This window comes from Streptomyces sp. HSS9-12 (assembly GCF_054963655.1).
Genome location: NZ_JBUEGC010000041.1, coordinates 37,376 through 51,962 on the forward strand (window position 1 = coordinate 37,376; position 14,587 = coordinate 51,962).

Consider the following 14,587-nt stretch of genomic DNA (forward strand, 5'->3'; position numbering starts at 1 on the left):
TGAGTGGCCCGAATTGCGTCATGGGGAGACGATCGGGTAGGCGAGCGGCCACAGGCGGAAGGAGGGTCAGCCATGGACGTCAGCGCCCCGCAGGCCGCCCCGGACACCCGCGCCGGTGGCACCGTGGCCCATCAGCTCATCTCCGCTCACCTGGTGTCCGGCCGGATGGTGCCGGGTGAGGAAATCGGCCTGCGCATCGATCAGACGCTGACCCAGGACGCAACCGGCACGCTGGTGATGCAGGAGCTGGAGGCGCTGGACCTGGACCGGGTCCGTACCGAGGTCAGCGTGCAGTACGTCGACCACAACCTGCTGCAGGCCGACGAGCGCAATGCCGAGGACCACGCGTTCCTGCGGTCGGCCTGCCGCCGCTTCGGGCTGTGGTATTCCAAGCCGGGCAACGGGGTCTCGCACCCCACCCACATGCAGCGGTTCGGCATCCCCGGCAAGACCCTCGCCGGGTCGGACTCCCACACCTGCGCCGCCGGCTCACTCGGCATGCTGGCGATCGGCGTCGGCGGCCTGGAGGTCGCGCTGGCCATGGCGGGCCAGCCGCTGTACGTGCGGATGCCGCGGATCTGGGGCGTCCGGCTGACCGGCAGCCTGCCGCCGTGGGTCAGTGCCAAGGACGTGATCCTGGAGATGCTGCGGCGGCACGGTGTGAAGGGCGCCGTCGACCGGATCCTGGAGTACCACGGCCCCGGGCTGGCGACCCTCACCGCGATGGACCGGCACGTCATCGCCAACATGGGCGCGGAACTGGGCGCCACCGCCAGTGTGTTCCCGGCCGACGACGCCGTACGGGACTTCCTGCGGGCCGAGGACCGCGAGAGCGACTTCACCGGGATCACCGCCGAGGCCGGGGCCCGGTACGACCTGGAGGAGGAGATCGACCTGTCGCGGATCGAGCCGCTGATCGCCAGGCCCAGCTCACCGGACAACGTCGTACCCGTACGGGAGGTGGCGGGCGAACCCCTCTCACAGGCCGTCGTCGGCTCCTCAGCCAACCCCGGACTGCGGGACTTCGCCGTCGCCGCGGCCATGGTCAAGGGGCGGCAGACCGCCGGGGGCGTCAGCCTCGACATCAACCCGACCTCACGGGAGATCCTGCAGGACCTCACCAGGATGGGAGCGACCTTCGACCTCATCGCCGCCGGGGCCCGGCTGCACCAGTCCGGCTGCCTGGGGTGCATCGGCATGGGTCAGGCGCCCGCAGCGGGCCGTAACTCACTGCGTACCTTCCCGCGCAACTTCCCCGGCCGCTCGGGCACCGAGGAGGACGCTGTGTGGCTGTGCTCCCCGGAGACCGCCGCGGCCTCGGCTCTGACCGGGGTGATCACCGACCCCAGGGACTGGGCCGCCGAGACCGGCATGCCCAGGCCCGACCTGGGCCTGCCCACGCGCGCCAGCGTCAACACCACGTCCCTGGAGCCACCCCTGCCGCCGGAAGAGGCCCTCGGCGTGCAGCTGGAACGCGGACCCAACATCTCCGCGCTCCCCGATCTCGATCCCCTTCCCGACACGCTGCAGGGCCCCGTTCTGCTGAAGGCCGGCGACAACGTCAGCACCGACGAGATCTCCCCGGCCGGGGCCAAGGCCCTGCCCTTCCGTTCCAACGTCCCGCGGCTGGCGGAGTTCACCTTCACCCGCCTCGACCCGGACTACCCCCGGCGGGCCACGCAGCAGCAGGCTCCGCACTTCGTCGTCGGCGGTGAGAACTACGGGCAGGGCTCGTCCCGTGAACACGCCGCGATCACCCCTCGCCACCTGGGCCTGCGGGCCGTGCTCGCCAAGTCCTTCGCCCGCATCCACTGGCAGAACCTCGCCAACTTCGGCGTGCTGGCCCTGGAATTCGACAGTCCCGACGACTGGCAGCGCATCGAGGCCGGGGACGAGCTGCGGCTGGCGGGCCTGCACACCGCCCTCGCACCGGACGCCGGCCCCGGCCTGCGTGTCCGCAACATCAGCAAGGACGAGGAGTACGCCGTACATCACCGGCTCTCCCCGCGCCAGCGCGAGGCCGTCCTCGCGGGCGGCGTGATCCCCGCGCTCGCGGCGAGAGGCACCTGACCGGACCGCGGCGGACCGCATCGGACCGAGGAGAGAGATTCCCATGGCCATCGCCACCGTCAACCCGGCCACCGGGCAGACCCTCAAGACCTTCGAACCGCTCACCCAGAAGGAGATCGAAGACCGGCTGGCGCGTGCGCACGACACCTTCCGCGAGTACCGGACCACCGGCTTCGAGGGCAGGGCGCAGCTCATGCGGAGGGCCGCCGACCTGCTCGAGAGCGACCAGGAGGACATCGCTCGCACGATGACCCTCGAGATGGGCAAGACTCTGGCCGCCGCCCGCGCCGAGGCGGCCAAGTGCGTCAAGGCCATGCGCTGGTTCGCGACCCACGCCGAGGAACTGCTGGCGGACGAGCATCCGTCGGAGCTGGACGTCAAGGACTCCGGCGGGTCCCGCGTCTACGTCCGCTACCGCCCGCTGGGTCCCGTCCTGGCCGTCATGCCGTGGAACTTCCCGCTCTGGCAGGTGATCCGCTTCGCCGCACCCGCCCTGATGGCGGGCAACGTGGGCCTGCTCAAGCACGCCTCGAACGTCCCGCAGACGGCCCTGTACCTGGAGAGCCTGTTCCGCCGGGCAGGCTTCCCCGAGGGCGTCTTCCAGACCCTGCTGATCGGCTCGCGCGCCGTCGAGGGCGTGCTGCGTGACCGGCGCGTGGTCGCCGCGACGCTGACCGGCAGCGAGGGTGCCGGCCGGTCGGTCGCCTCGATCGCCGGAGACGAGGTGAAGAAGACCGTACTGGAGCTCGGCGGCAGCGACCCGTACCTGGTCATGCCCTCGGCCGACATCGCCACGGCGGCGAAGACCGGGGTGGTCGCCCGGGTGCAGAACAACGGCCAGTCCTGCATCGCGGCCAAGCGGTTCATCGTGCACGCGGATGTGTACGACGAGTTCGCCGAGCGCTTCGTCGAGGGCATGGAGGCCCTGAAGCTCGGCGACCCCCTGGCCGACACCACCGATGTCGGGCCGCTCTCCAGCGAGCAGGGGCGCAGCGACCTGGAGGCGCTGGTCGACGACGCGCGGCAGCGGGGTGCGACCGTCCTGTGCGGCGGCAGGCGGCCCGAAGCGCTGCCGGCGGGCTGGTTCTACCAGCCGACCGTACTGGCGGACGTGACGGCGGACATGCGCATCTACCGCGAGGAGGCGTTCGGCCCGGTGGCCGCCCTGTACCGGGTGGCCGACGCGGACGAGGCGGTGGAACTGGCCAACGACACCACCTTTGGACTCAGTTCCAATGTGTGGACCCGCGATGCGGTGGAGCAGGAACGCTTCGTGCGGGACCTGGAGGCCGGAGGGGTGTACTTCAACGGCATGACGGCCTCGCACCCGGCCTTCCCCTTCGGCGGAGTCAAGCGGTCCGGCTACGGGCGCGAGCTGAACGCTCACGGCATCCGCGAGTTCTGCAATGTCACAACGGTGTGGCACGGCGCATAGCCCCGTCCTGACGCCTCGCCGCGTCATCCTCCCCCAGCTACCTCCCCTGGGGGCACCCTGAGGGATCCCCTGGGTGCCCCCAGGAGGTACCCCCACCCTGGCCGCCGGGCCCAGGGGGACTACCTCCCCCAGCTACCTCCCCCAGCTACCCCTGGGGACCCCCAGGGTGCCCCCAGGAGGTGCCCCCAGAACGGCCCAGCGCCGAAGCCACGATCGCCTCCAGCCGCCCGCTGTGGGCGCCACGCCAGTACACGCGGCCGCAGTGCGGACAACGCATGAACGTCTCGTACGTGCGCCGGGTGCCGGGCTGCAGCAGATGCTCGACCTCGCGCTTGGTGACCGGTGCGAGGGCTTCGTTGCAGGCCATACAGCGGGTCCAGGGCGCCGGCCGTGGCGCGAACCGCTCCACGACGTCGGCGAGCTGGTCGTCCGGGCGTGCCCCGCGCACATACGCGCCCAGCCACAGCACCCGGCGGCGCAGCAGCCCGCGGTCCTGCGTGAGGAGCACTCGCCGCTCGGCGTTGGCCTGCGCCACCAGGGCGTTGTCGTCCATGTCGTTGCGATAGGCGGCGTCCACCCCGAGCAGGCGCAGCCGCCGCGCCAGCGCCCCGAGATGGACGTCGAGCACGAACCGCACCAGCGGGCCCTCGGGGGTCTCCTGCGGCCGCCGCACCCCCGCGACCTCCACGACATCGCCAGGCTGTGGCCGGTACGACGGGGCCACCGGCCGCCCGGCGACGAGAAGGCCCCCGACCTCCGGCAGTGGTACGCCGAGCGACTCCACCACATGACCCAGGGACGACGTCCCGTCGTGCGCCACCCGCACCTCGCCGGACCGCAGCCGGGCCGGCAGGAACAGCCGCAGTTCGGCCGCGAAGCGCAGGCGCAGCGTCGGACCGGGCACGGTCTACAGACGCTCCGGTGTCGGCAGGACCTCGAATCCGGTGAGCCCTTGCGGCTCCTCCTCGACCACGGAGACCTGGTCGACGACCGCCAGCGGCGGTCCGCGGTGCGCCCAGCGGACCATCTCCTCGACGCGTTCGGGATCGCCCTCGAAGACGGCCTCGACCTTCCGGTCGGGGAGGTTCCGCACCCACCCGGCCACTCCGCGCTCGCGGGCCTTGCGGCGGCAGGTGTCGCGGAAGAAGACCCCGTGCACATCGCCGGAGACCACCACCCGTCGTCTGACGGTCATGCCTGTTCACCTCACTTCGCCGCGGCCCGGACCCGGGCCAGGTCGGGGACCCGGCTCACCGCCCGGCCCGCCGCGCGGGCCGTGCCGGCGAAGGTGACGGCGTCCAGGACCGCCGCCCCGCCGGGGTCGTTGTTGAAGTACACATACACATCCGCCTGGTCCGGCCAGGTGTCGGCCAGCCGCCGTACCCAGGAGGCGAGCGACTGGCGTCCGTAGCGCGGCCACGGCTGGGCCCGACCGGCGTGCAGCCGCAGATACCCCCAGTCGGCCGTCCGCCACAGGGGTGTCGCGGGCCGGGACCCCCGGTCGGCCCAGCACAGTGCGGCGCCCTGGCGCTCGAGCAGCGCCCGGATCTCGTCAGTCCACCACGACTCGTGGCGCGGCTCGACCGCGACCCGGGTTCCGGCGGGGAAGCAGCGCAGGCAGGCCTGCAGCAGACCGGCGTCCGCGCGCAGCGTGGGCGGCAGTTGCAGCAGCACGGGGCCCAGCCGGTCGCCCAGCCCCGCGGCGCGCGTCATCAGCCGCTCCACGGGCTCCTCCGGGTCGCGCAGCCGCTTGATGTGCGTGAGGTAGCGGCTGGCCTTGACCGCCATCACAAACCCCGGCGGGGTGCGATCGCGCCAGGACTCGAACGTCTCGCGCGGCGGCAGCCGGTAGAAGGCGTTGTTGTTCTCGACCGTGGCGAAGCCGGCGGCGTATTCCTCCAGCCACAGCCGCTGCGGCCGGTCGGGCGGATAGAGCACGCCGCGCCAGTCCTTGTACTGCCACCCCGAGGTTCCGACGAGCAGGGGCATGTTCCGATCCTTGCCCGGCTGGGCGGCGAAATACCAGTTGGGGGCTCCGGCACGAGTAAACCCCTTTTTAGTGTTATGCCCCATTTGATTCCCGGAAGGCGGCATGAGGGCCCTGACCTGGCACGGGAATCGACACGGTCGGCATGGAGGCCCACGGCGCCCCGGTGGCCAAGGCCGCCCAGCAGCTCACCGGCCTGCTGCCCGGAACCATCGCCGAGAAGCTGACGGAACACCTCGGCGTGGACCGTATGCACGCCCTGCTCACCGCCATCGACGTCGTCCGCCGCGGCGGCACCATCTCCGTGATCGGCATGTACGGCGGCATGGTCGACCCCCTGCCGATGCTCACCTTTTCGACAAGCAGAGCCAGCTGCGGATGGGACAGACGAACATCAGGCGCTGGGTGGACGGCATCACGCCGCTGCTCACCGACGGCGATCCGCTGGGCGTGCGTGGACGGCGTCATGCCGCTGCTCACCGATGGCGATCCGCTGGGCGTGCGTGGACGGCGTCATGCCGCTGGTCACCGATGGCGATCCGCTGGGCGTGGAGGGCTTCGCCACGCGCCGGCCGCCCCTCAAGGAGGCGCCGCAGGCCTACAGGTCCTTCCAGGCGAAGGACCAGGGCACGGTCAAGTGCCTTCTCAAGCCGTAGTCCCGCAGCCCGAGTGAGTCAGAGGTCGCCGCACGCTATGTGGAACAAGCCGCCCGCCGGGTCCCGCAAACCCGCGACGGGGCCGAAGTGCGAGTCGTGGGGCGGCGTGACCACCGTGCCCCCCGCGGCCGCGGCCTTCTCCGCGGTGCCGGACACGTCATCCACGCAGAAGTACACATGCCACTGCGGACGGATGTGCGGGTCCGGCGCGGCCTCGACCGCCCCGCCGGCCAAGTCGGCGACATGGTGCCCTTCGATCCGCAGGACCACGCGGTCTGCCTCGAACCGTACGTCCACCGGGCTCTGGGCGTCCCACTCGAACACCTCTCCGTAGAAGAGAGCCGCCTCGAACGGGTCTCCGGTGCGCAGCTCCAGCCACGCGGGTGCGCCGGCCTTCCGCCCCACACGCCACTCGGGGTCGACCTCTCCCTCCCAGATGCCGAACACCGCATCCCCACGGTCGGCGGCCAGCGCCATCCGTCCCTTGCCGAACTCGATGGGCCCGACGGCGACCGTGGCCCCGCGTTCACGGATGCGCTCGGCCACCCGGTCGGCGCTGTCGGCACAGAAGTACGAGGTCCAGGTGGTGGGGAAGAACCTGGTCGTCGCCGTCATGCCCATCCCGGCGACGGGCCTGCCCTGTGCCAGCGCGACGGAGTAGTGGCCCTGCTTCTGGAACCCGGGCTTGTACTCCCAGCCCAGCACCTTGCCGTAGAAGTCCTGGGCGGCTTCCAGGTCGTGCGTCAGCAGACTCACCCAGCACGGCGCACCCTGCACCGCCCGCGTCGTGGCAGTCAAGGCCGGTCACCTCGCTCCCGCGGTTACGGCTCTGTCGTCTATCCACCCTCCGCCCGGAACCGCTGTCCCGCCACCCCAGGAGGGCCCGCTGAGCTCATTCTCCGCCGGACAGACCGTTGGTCTCGCGGCGCTCCAGGGGCCGGGTCGCGGGCCCGTGCAGGACCGAGCCGTCGGTGCCGAAACGGGAACCGTGGCAGGGGCACTCCCAGGCTCGCTCGGCGTCATTGAAGTGCACCAGGCAGCCCAGGTGTGTGCACCGGGCGGACACCGCGGTGGTGGCGCCGGACGCGTCGCGGTACACGGCGCAGCGCTGGCCGCCGACACGTACGACGGCACCGCCGCCCGGCGGAATGTCCGCGACGGTACCGACATGGGAGGTCTGCAGCCGGTCGCCGATGAAGTGCTTGGCCACGGACGCCTGGAAGCTCAGCAGGGCCGGGGTCTCCCGCAGCGGAGGCAGCCGCCGGGGGTCGTACAGCTGCGTCCACGCCGGGCGCGGCCCGCCCGCGATGTGCGTGGCCAGCAGCCGGCCGGAGAGCACACCCCCGCTCAGCCCCCAGCCGCCGAAGCCGGTGGCGACGTAGACATGCTGCGTGCCCGGGTGGAAGTACCCGATGTACGGGAGCCGGTCGGTGGAGTAGTTGTCCTGGGCCGCCCAGCGGTAGGCGATGTCGTAGCCGGGGAAGCGCTCCCGCAGCCAGCCGCTCAGCCGCGCGAACCGCTCCTCCACCTCGCCCGTGCCCGGCTCGAACTTCTCCCCGGTGACGATCAGCAGCCGCTCGTGGTCGCTGAGATACGCCGTGCGCACCGACCGGGTGTTCTGCTCCGGCGTGATGTACATGCCCTCCGGAGCGCCGGCCGCCGGGATCACCGCGGCGACCACCAGCTCCCGGCGGGGCTTCAGCCGGGTGAACAGCAGGGCCCGGTCGAAGACCGGATAGTGCGTCGCCACCACGCAGTCACTCGCCACGACCGTTGCCCCGCCCTCGGCGGTCAGCCGGCACCGGGAGCCGTCGTGCAGGCCCGTCACCCGGCTGCGCTCGTGGATCCGGCCGCCCCGGCGCACCAGGTCGGCGGCGACGGCGAGCAGGAACTTCCGCGGGTGGAACTGCATCTGGTCCTCCACCCGCACCGCGCCGGCCACCGGATACGGCAGGCGCGTCTCGGTCACGAACGACGCGGGCAGCCCCGCCTCCCGGGCCGCCTCGGCCTCGGCTCGTACCTCGTCGAGCCGGTCCTCGGACTCGGCGTAGGTGTAGGCCGCGGCGCGCTCCAGCTCGGCGTCGGCGCCCAGCTCGGCACAGATCTCGCCCACATGCTCGACGGCGTCCTGCTGCGACGCGGCGTACAGCCGGGCGGCGTCAGCGCCGTGCGTCCGCCGCAGCGGCGCGTATGCGAGCGTGTGCAGCGCCGACAGCTTCGCCGTGGTGTAGCCGGATACGCCCGAGGCGATCCGGTCGGCCTCCAGGACGGCGACGCGCTTGCCGGCGCGCTCCAGCTCCCAGGCCGTGCACAGCCCGGCGATACCCCCGCCGACGACGGCGACGTCCACCTCCAGGTCGTCCTCGAGCCGGGGATAGTCGGTGCTCTCGGTCGAGTCCATCCAGTACGACTCGCGCTGGGGGCTGTAAGCGGGCATGCCACGCGAGTTCCCCGCACCGGGGCCGGGTAACGCGGCCACACACCTCGTAGCCGGGCACCAGCCCGGAGCAGACGTCCCGGATCCGGCCACAAGCCGCTCGCGCGCCGATAGGGGCGCGGCGGTTCCGGACAGCGGCGCGGATCCGGAGGAGAGCCATGGGGTGCCTCCCGGGACTGAGGACATGGTGGGACGAACGAGGCGGTTTGCCCACGAAACCGCCTCGGTAAACGTCGGCCGGTACTCCCGCGCAACCTGCCGTACGCGGCGTCATAATGTGACGTTTTATTGACGCGCGCGACGTCGCTCGTCTCGCTAACCTGGTGAGGACGGACTGCTTCCTCGGGAAGCACCGACACACTCGGCCCGTCCCGGGAGACGCCAGCCACCATGGCAGGCTCCCGGCCGCGCATCCGGCGCCACCGCGTCCGAACTGCCCTTGTCTCAGCCCCATCGGGCGGTCGGCGCCCGGTCGAAGGCGCACCGGCACGTCCGGTTTCACCCGACGCGAAGGAGTTCGCGGTGACACCAGAAAAGTCGGAGCGGAAGCAGTACCCGCCCCAGCGGACCCAACGGCCCTCCCCCGCAACGAAAGTGCGCAATCTGGACGTCTGGGCCAGATCCGCGCCCATTCGTCTGGCCGGTTACGAGGACGACCCCACGGAGCCACACATCCTGCGGGGTATCGACTGATCCACCGCGCCCTTTCGGTCCGACGGCCGGGTCCGACCCGACCGTCGGGCCATACGACCCGTACGACCATCACGGCGTTTCGTCCGGCTTGCGCCGTAGGAGTGGACCTGCGCCTCTCCCGACGGCGTGGCTCGTTCACCAGGACGCCGGTGTGTCCGTGGTGTCTGAAAGGGACGGAAGCAAATGAAAATCCCCTCGCATGGAGGTTTCGCCGCGTTCGCCTTGTGTGCGGCGGCCGCAGTGACGGCGTCGCCCGCCGTGGCCGCGGAGCAGCACAGCGCGGTTCCTGACGTGGGCGCGGATCACCACCAGCAGGCCGCTGACCTCGCCGGTACCACAGCCGATCCCCGGGTACCGGTGATCGTGCCGCTCAAGGAGACGATGGGAAGGTCCCTGCCGGTGGACTCGCCCAGGATCGGCGGTTCCCTGCCGGCAACTCCCGTCATGCCGTCATCCCCCCAGAAGGTGGCGCCGATGGCGCCCGGGCAGGCGGTGCCCAAGGCCGCGATCCCCTCCGTGGAGACCCATGGCAAGAGCCCGGCGGCGTTCCTGGAGGCTCCGGTGCCGACGCTGGGGCAGGCTGGTCACCGCAGTGCGGCGCGGCTTCGGACGCCGAGCGTACCGCTGCACGCCACCGGACCCGAGGCCGCCCTCGGGGTGCCCGTGAAGCTGCGGGACGCCGCTCACTCCGCGGTGCCGAGGCTGACGCGGCCGGAGGCGACGGTGGCCTCGCCCGCTGTGCACGGGCAGCCACAGGCGGGGCTTGAAGTGCTGCCGAAGCACGAGGAGTCGCGGCTGCCGCTGCACCGCCTGGTGGGGGGCGTGTCCGGCCTGCTCCCCTCGGGCCACCGCGCCTTGGGCGGCTGACCGCTCCCTGTACGGCCTCAACCCCGCGCATACGGCGCGGGGTTGAGCGTCAGACGCGGGCGTGGGCGGTGAAAGCCAGTTCACGGTTACCGCCCCTCGTCCTTGCGCTTGTTGCGGAGAGGCTAGCGCCGCGTCAGCCAGGGTTTGCCCCGCTCGCCGCCCTGGCACGGCCATCTGCTGCGTTGCCCGATCGACCGAGTAGGCCCACTACGAGGCCGATCCGGCGCCTTGCAGCTGACCGCACCAGGCCACCTCGCTACCGGGCAAACCCTGGCTGACGCGGCACTAGGGATGGATGTGAGCCGGGTCTCGTGCCGAATTGCACAAGCCGGTACGGGCATTCGTGCGGACTGTAGGTGGCATACGCGGGAAACGGAAGCTCTCCTACCGCCCCACGCTGCTTATGGCTTGATTCGTACTGGCGATCGGGCGTAGAGCAGGAAATGGCGTCACGGGGTGCTCGCACTTCGCCTCAGGCGCGCTCAGCGGCGAACAGAGGGCGCGCAAACGCCGATACGCGCCCCCATTGCGCAACCGTGCGCCTTGCGGCTGCGGCTGAAACGTGGAGGTGGCGCTCAACCTCCCTTGATCACCCGGAAGTTGCGGGCGCCCGCGTGCGCCCCCGGACCCCTGCCGCGTGCCTGCCCGCCCGGCAAATGCCTGGTGGGCAGGCGGTTGTCACGCTCCGGATATCCTCGTCCGGCCCCCCGTAACCGGGTGGCGGAAGCATGTCGCGCGGCGGGCAACTGTGAGGGCTCATCGCACACTTGGGCCCAAAATGCAACACAGAAGCTTTCAGCCAAAGCCGGAAAACGATCTTGGCTCGGGCGGTCGACTTGTAGACGATATTGCCGTCGGCCAGCCTGGGGACGGGGAACCACTGCCCGACGAACGACCCCCGTGCCCCCCACGGCGCGGGGGAAGCGCGGAGGAGGGCTCGTCGTGGAACGCTATTTCACCAACCAACACCACGAGGATCTGCGGCAACGTGTACGTATATTTGCCGAACGGGAGATACGTCCCCGTATACCCGATATGGAGGCGTCGCGCACCGTTTCCCATGAACTGTCACGGCTCATCGCCCGGCAGGGCTGGATCGGCGCGACGATTGACGAGTCGTACGGCGGCTTGGGCGCCGGACACCTCGCCAAGACCATCATCATCGAGGAACTGGCCCGGGTCAGCGGCGCGATGGGCGCCATGGTGCAGGCCTCTCAGCTCGGCGTGGCAAAGATCGTCCACTTCGGCAGCGATGTCCAGAAGAAGACCTGGCTCCCCAAGATCGCGGGCGGCGAGTGCCTGCCGACGATCGCCGTCACCGAACCCCAGTCCGGCGGGCACGTTCTGGGGATGGAGAGCACAGCCGTCCGGGACGGCGACGACTACATCCTCAACGGGCGCAAGGTGTTCGTCGGCAACAGCCACGTCGGCGATCTGCACGGCGTCGTCGTACGCACCGGGCCCGGGTCCAAGGGGCTGTCGGCTTTCCTCGTCGAAGTCGACCGCCCCGGCTTCTCGCTGGGCGAGCAGGTGCCCGCCATGGGCCTGCACGGCTTCAGCTTCGGGGAGCTCATCTTCGACAACTGCCGGGTGCCGGCCGCGAACCTGCTGGGAGAGGAGGGCCAGGGCCTGTCCGTCGCCTACTCCTCCAGCGTGCTCTACGGCCGGCCCAACCTCGCCGCGGTCTCCCTCGGCATCCACCAGGCGATCCTTGAGGAGACGACAGCCTTCTGCCGCGAGCGGGAGCGCTACGGCAAGCCGCTTGGCGAGCTGAACTCCATCAAACTGAAGCTCGGTCAGATGCAGTCACGGCTGATGACCGCCCGGCTGGCCGCGTACCACGCCGTGCACCTGCTGGACCGCGGACTGCCGTGCGATGCGGAGCTGATGAACGCCAAGCTCCTCAATGTCGAGAGCACTCTCGACTCGGCCCGGAACGCGATGGAGATCCACGCCGCGTGCGGGCTGTTCACCGACCGTCCGATGGAGCGCTATCTGCGGGACGCCTTCCACATCTTCGCCCCGGCCGGCACCTCGGACATCCAGCTGCTGCGGCTTGGCGAGCTGGCGCTGGGAACGGCCAAGGCCTCATGGTCGGAGCGGCTCTCCGACCTGGTGCAGATGGAGACGGCCGGACAGCCGGTGTGAGCGATTGAAGGGAGCCCGGACACGGTTCCGTGCCCGGGCTCCACCCCCCACACTCAAAGCCCGTCCAGCGCCCTGGCGGGGCCGGACGGCCGGACTGTCCGGCCCGTGGTCTTGGTTGGCGCCTTCAGCCCTCCGGCGCCGTAACTCGGTGCTCCAAGGCCCAGCTCAGCGGTCGTGGGCTGCCGCCTCGTGCTGGTGGATCTGCTCGACCAGCTGTGCCGCCATCGACTTGATGGTCTCCAGGCCCTGACGCCCCCACGGCCGCGGCTCCTGGTCGACGACGCACACCGTGCCGATCGCCATCCCCGTACGGTCGATCAGCGGCGCGCCGAGGTAGGAGCGGATGCCGATCTCGTCCACGACCGGATTGCCGGCGAACCGGGGATAGTCACAGACATCCTCCAGCACAAGCGCCTTGCGACGCACGATGACGTGCGGGCAGTAGCCGTGGTCGCGGGCCATCACCCGGCCCGGCTGCGCCTGTTGCGGCACCGCGCTCAGATCCACGGCCGACTGGTCCTCGGCCGGGGTGTACAGGCCTGCGAAGTACTGACGGTTTTCGTCGATGAAGTTGACCATCGCATACGGCGCCCCGGTGATACGGGCCAGCTCACGCGCGAAAGCGTCGAACTCCGGGACGGGCGCGTCCCCGATTCCGAGTTCGCGCAGCCGCGTCACGCGGGCGGGGGCCTCGCTGTCCTCGGGTGTGAGTAGCAGATGGCTCGTCGGGTCGTACTGCGAGTGAGGAGACAGGGCGGACATGGGGACTCCGTTCGGCTGCGGATTCGGCTGCGCTGCCGGGCGATCAGCGCAGCGGGTCGGGCTCCGCCACCGGGCGCGTGGCGGTGGAGTTGAGCAGGTGCTGGACCAGCGTGACAAGGACAGAGGTGGCGGAACTGCACTGCCGGGCGTCGCACATCACCACGGGCACGTCGGGTTTGAGGTCTATGGCCGTACGGACCTCATCCGCGTCATAGCGGTACGCCCCGTCGAACTCGTTGACTGCGACGATGAAGCCGATGCCGCGCCGCTCGAAGAAATCCACCGCCGCGAAGCAGTGGTCGAGCCGACGCGTATCGGCGAGTACGACCGCACCGAGGGCACCCTGCGACAGCTCGTCCCACATGAACCAGAACCGCTCCTGGCCCGGAGTACCGAACAGATAGAGCACGTTGTTCTGGTCCAGGCTGATCCGGCCGAAGTCCATGGCCACGGTGGTGGTCGTCTTGTCCTCGATGCCCTCCAGGCTGTCGGTGCGGGCACTGACCTGGGTGAGCAACTCCTCGGTGCTGAGCGGTTCTATCTCGCTCACCGCGCCGACAAAGGTCGTCTTGCCCACCCCGAAGCCACCCGCGATGAGAATCTTCAGAGCGGTAGGGAAGGGGTCGGCGGTGGAACGGGGGTCAAAGTCGTTTGCGTAGACCATGCAGCACCGCCTCCAGGAGGTCTCGGTCGGTCGGGGAGGAGGCCGCCACGGTGCGGGGCGCTCGGGTGGTGAGCGCCCCGCAGTCGACCAGGTCCGACAGCAGGACCTTGGTCACGACCGCGGGCAGCCGTATGTGAGCGGCCACTTCGGCCACGGACATCGGATCTTCGCAGAGCCCGAGGACCTGGACGTGGTCCGGCCCCAGATAGTTCTGCGGCTGGGAGCCGGTGGCCATCACCAGGGTGAGCAGATCGAAATGCGCCGACGGACGGGTGCGCCCATTGCTCACGGTGTACGGCCGGACTAACCGTCCGGCCGCGTCGTCCAGCCACATCCCGTCCCGCGCATCCGGCATGTTCAAAGCCCCGCGTCGTGCGGAGCGGCACCGGCAGGCGGTACCCCGACACCCTGCCGGGCGGGTGTGGCCAGATACGGGCGAACGCTCTTGACCAGCATGGCCATCTCATAGCCGAGGACGGCCGGATCGGCGTCCCGTCCCGCCATGACGGCCAGGCAGGCGCCGGAACCGGCGGTCGACACGAACAGCAGGGCGGTGTTGAGTTCCACCACGACCTGCCGTACCTCACCGCCGTCGCCGAACCGCAGTCCGGCGCTGCGGGCGAGGGAGTACAAACCCGAGGCCAGCGCGGCCATGTGGTCCGCGGCATCGGTGTCCAGCCCGTGGACGGCCTTGACCAGCCCGTCCGATGACAGCAGTAGCGCACTCTGGGTGTGGGGTACGCGCTGGACGAGGCCGGTCAGCAGCCAGGACAGGTCCGTGGTCTGGCCGGTGCGCATATCGCTCACCATGGGGCGTTCTTCTCCTTGGGTAGGGGGATGCCTGGGGGCACCTCCCAGCGACAGCTGG

Annotated in this window: 14 protein-coding genes and 1 pseudogene; 6 read left to right on the forward strand and 9 right to left on the reverse strand. The window is 70.6% G+C overall.

Annotated features, from left to right (window positions below; translation table 11 throughout):
- Positions 1-72: 72 nt before the first annotated feature.
- Both ACY34J_RS21020 and ACY34J_RS21025 read left to right on the forward strand, forming a co-directional pair.
- The gene (locus tag ACY34J_RS21020; protein ID WP_462728051.1) at positions 73-2,070 is read left to right on the forward strand and encodes an aconitate hydratase; all 1,998 of its coding nucleotides are present in this window, start codon (positions 73-75) and stop codon (positions 2,068-2,070) included.
- A 43-nt stretch (positions 2,071-2,113) separates the two neighbouring features.
- Positions 2,114-3,505 carry an NADP-dependent succinic semialdehyde dehydrogenase gene (locus ACY34J_RS21025; RefSeq protein ID WP_462728052.1) on the forward strand — a complete coding sequence of 464 codons (1,392 nt, stop codon included), beginning with the start codon at positions 2,114-2,116 and terminating at the stop codon, positions 3,503-3,505.
- 145 nt (positions 3,506-3,650) lie between these two features.
- Here the strand turns inward: ACY34J_RS21025 and ACY34J_RS21030 are convergent, their stop codons facing one another.
- Genes ACY34J_RS21030 through ACY34J_RS21040 form a run of 3 tightly spaced genes read right to left on the reverse strand, consistent with a single transcriptional unit; the run spans position 3,651 to position 5,494 of the window.
- Positions 3,651-4,409: a Mut7-C RNAse domain-containing protein gene (locus tag ACY34J_RS21030; protein ID WP_462728053.1), complete on the reverse strand. Its 759-nt coding sequence runs from the start codon at positions 4,407-4,409 to the stop codon at positions 3,651-3,653.
- Between the two features lie 3 nt (positions 4,410-4,412).
- The gene (locus ACY34J_RS21035; RefSeq protein ID WP_462728054.1) at positions 4,413-4,700 is read right to left on the reverse strand and encodes an acylphosphatase; all 288 of its coding nucleotides are present in this window, start codon (positions 4,698-4,700) and stop codon (positions 4,413-4,415) included.
- An 11-nt stretch (positions 4,701-4,711) separates the two neighbouring features.
- Positions 4,712-5,494: a DUF72 domain-containing protein gene (locus ACY34J_RS21040; protein WP_462728055.1), complete on the reverse strand. Its 783-nt coding sequence runs from the start codon at positions 5,492-5,494 to the stop codon at positions 4,712-4,714.
- A 128-nt stretch (positions 5,495-5,622) separates the two neighbouring features.
- On the opposite strand from ACY34J_RS21040, the pseudogene ACY34J_RS21045 reads away from it, so the two are divergent.
- Positions 5,623-6,148, forward strand: a pseudogene (locus ACY34J_RS21045) (hypothetical protein); the annotation flags it as partial.
- 18 nt (positions 6,149-6,166) lie between these two features.
- On the opposite strand, the gene ACY34J_RS21050 reads toward ACY34J_RS21045, so the two are convergent.
- Both ACY34J_RS21050 and ACY34J_RS21055 read right to left on the reverse strand, forming a co-directional pair.
- A complete protein-coding gene (locus ACY34J_RS21050) occupies positions 6,167-6,946 on the reverse strand; it encodes a VOC family protein (protein ID WP_462728056.1) in 780 nt (259 codons plus the stop codon).
- Positions 6,947-7,040: 94 nt separating this feature from the next.
- The gene (locus ACY34J_RS21055) at positions 7,041-8,585 is read right to left on the reverse strand and encodes an FAD-dependent oxidoreductase (protein WP_462728057.1); all 1,545 of its coding nucleotides are present in this window, start codon (positions 8,583-8,585) and stop codon (positions 7,041-7,043) included.
- A 522-nt stretch (positions 8,586-9,107) separates the two neighbouring features.
- Between ACY34J_RS21055 and ACY34J_RS21060 the strand changes: the two genes are divergently transcribed.
- The 3 genes from ACY34J_RS21060 to ACY34J_RS21070 all read left to right on the forward strand — a co-directional run bounded on the left by ACY34J_RS21060 (position 9,108) and on the right by ACY34J_RS21070 (position 12,293).
- The gene (locus tag ACY34J_RS21060; protein ID WP_462728058.1) at positions 9,108-9,278 is read left to right on the forward strand and encodes a hypothetical protein; all 171 of its coding nucleotides are present in this window, start codon (positions 9,108-9,110) and stop codon (positions 9,276-9,278) included.
- A 183-nt stretch (positions 9,279-9,461) separates the two neighbouring features.
- Complete coding sequence (locus tag ACY34J_RS21065; protein WP_462728059.1) at positions 9,462-10,145, forward strand: hypothetical protein; 684 nt, start codon at positions 9,462-9,464, stop codon at positions 10,143-10,145.
- 942 nt (positions 10,146-11,087) lie between these two features.
- A complete protein-coding gene (locus ACY34J_RS21070; RefSeq protein ID WP_462728060.1) occupies positions 11,088-12,293 on the forward strand; it encodes an acyl-CoA dehydrogenase family protein in 1,206 nt (401 codons plus the stop codon).
- A 165-nt stretch (positions 12,294-12,458) separates the two neighbouring features.
- Here the strand turns inward: ACY34J_RS21070 and ACY34J_RS21075 are convergent, their stop codons facing one another.
- Genes ACY34J_RS21075 through ACY34J_RS21090 form a run of 4 tightly spaced genes read right to left on the reverse strand, consistent with a single transcriptional unit; the run spans position 12,459 to position 14,529 of the window.
- On the reverse strand, positions 12,459-13,055 hold the full coding sequence (locus ACY34J_RS21075) for a GAF domain-containing protein (RefSeq protein WP_462728061.1): 597 nt from the start codon (positions 13,053-13,055) through the stop codon (positions 12,459-12,461).
- A gap of 43 nt (positions 13,056-13,098) precedes the next feature.
- Entirely contained in the window at positions 13,099-13,719 is a 621-nt protein-coding gene (locus ACY34J_RS21080) for a GTP-binding protein (RefSeq protein WP_462728062.1), read from the reverse strand.
- Entirely contained in the window at positions 13,697-14,074 is a 378-nt protein-coding gene (locus tag ACY34J_RS21085; RefSeq protein WP_462728063.1) for a DUF742 domain-containing protein, read from the reverse strand. The genes ACY34J_RS21080 and ACY34J_RS21085 overlap by 23 nt, the downstream gene beginning before the upstream one ends.
- Positions 14,075-14,076: 2 nt before the next feature.
- A complete protein-coding gene (locus tag ACY34J_RS21090; RefSeq protein ID WP_462728064.1) occupies positions 14,077-14,529 on the reverse strand; it encodes a roadblock/LC7 domain-containing protein in 453 nt (150 codons plus the stop codon).
- Positions 14,530-14,587: the final 58 nt, after the last annotated feature.

Coding starts and splice junctions, on each gene's coding strand:
- ACY34J_RS21065 (WP_462728059.1), top strand. CDS start 9,462: ATGAAAATCCCCTCGCATGGAGGTTTCGCCGCGTTCGCCTTGTGTGCG.
- ACY34J_RS21085 (WP_462728063.1), bottom strand. CDS start 14,074: ATGCCGGATGCGCGGGACGGGATGTGGCTGGACGACGCGGCCGGACGG.
- ACY34J_RS21080 (WP_462728062.1), bottom strand. CDS start 13,719: ATGGTCTACGCAAACGACTTTGACCCCCGTTCCACCGCCGACCCCTTC.
- ACY34J_RS21035 (WP_462728054.1), bottom strand. CDS start 4,700: ATGACCGTCAGACGACGGGTGGTGGTCTCCGGCGATGTGCACGGGGTC.
- ACY34J_RS21090 (WP_462728064.1), bottom strand. CDS start 14,529: ATGGTGAGCGATATGCGCACCGGCCAGACCACGGACCTGTCCTGGCTG.
- ACY34J_RS21025 (WP_462728052.1), top strand. CDS start 2,114: ATGGCCATCGCCACCGTCAACCCGGCCACCGGGCAGACCCTCAAGACC.
- ACY34J_RS21020 (WP_462728051.1), top strand. CDS start 73: ATGGACGTCAGCGCCCCGCAGGCCGCCCCGGACACCCGCGCCGGTGGC.
- ACY34J_RS21055 (WP_462728057.1), bottom strand. CDS start 8,585: ATGCCCGCTTACAGCCCCCAGCGCGAGTCGTACTGGATGGACTCGACC.
- ACY34J_RS21075 (WP_462728061.1), bottom strand. CDS start 13,055: ATGTCCGCCCTGTCTCCTCACTCGCAGTACGACCCGACGAGCCATCTG.
- ACY34J_RS21040 (WP_462728055.1), bottom strand. CDS start 5,494: ATGCCCCTGCTCGTCGGAACCTCGGGGTGGCAGTACAAGGACTGGCGC.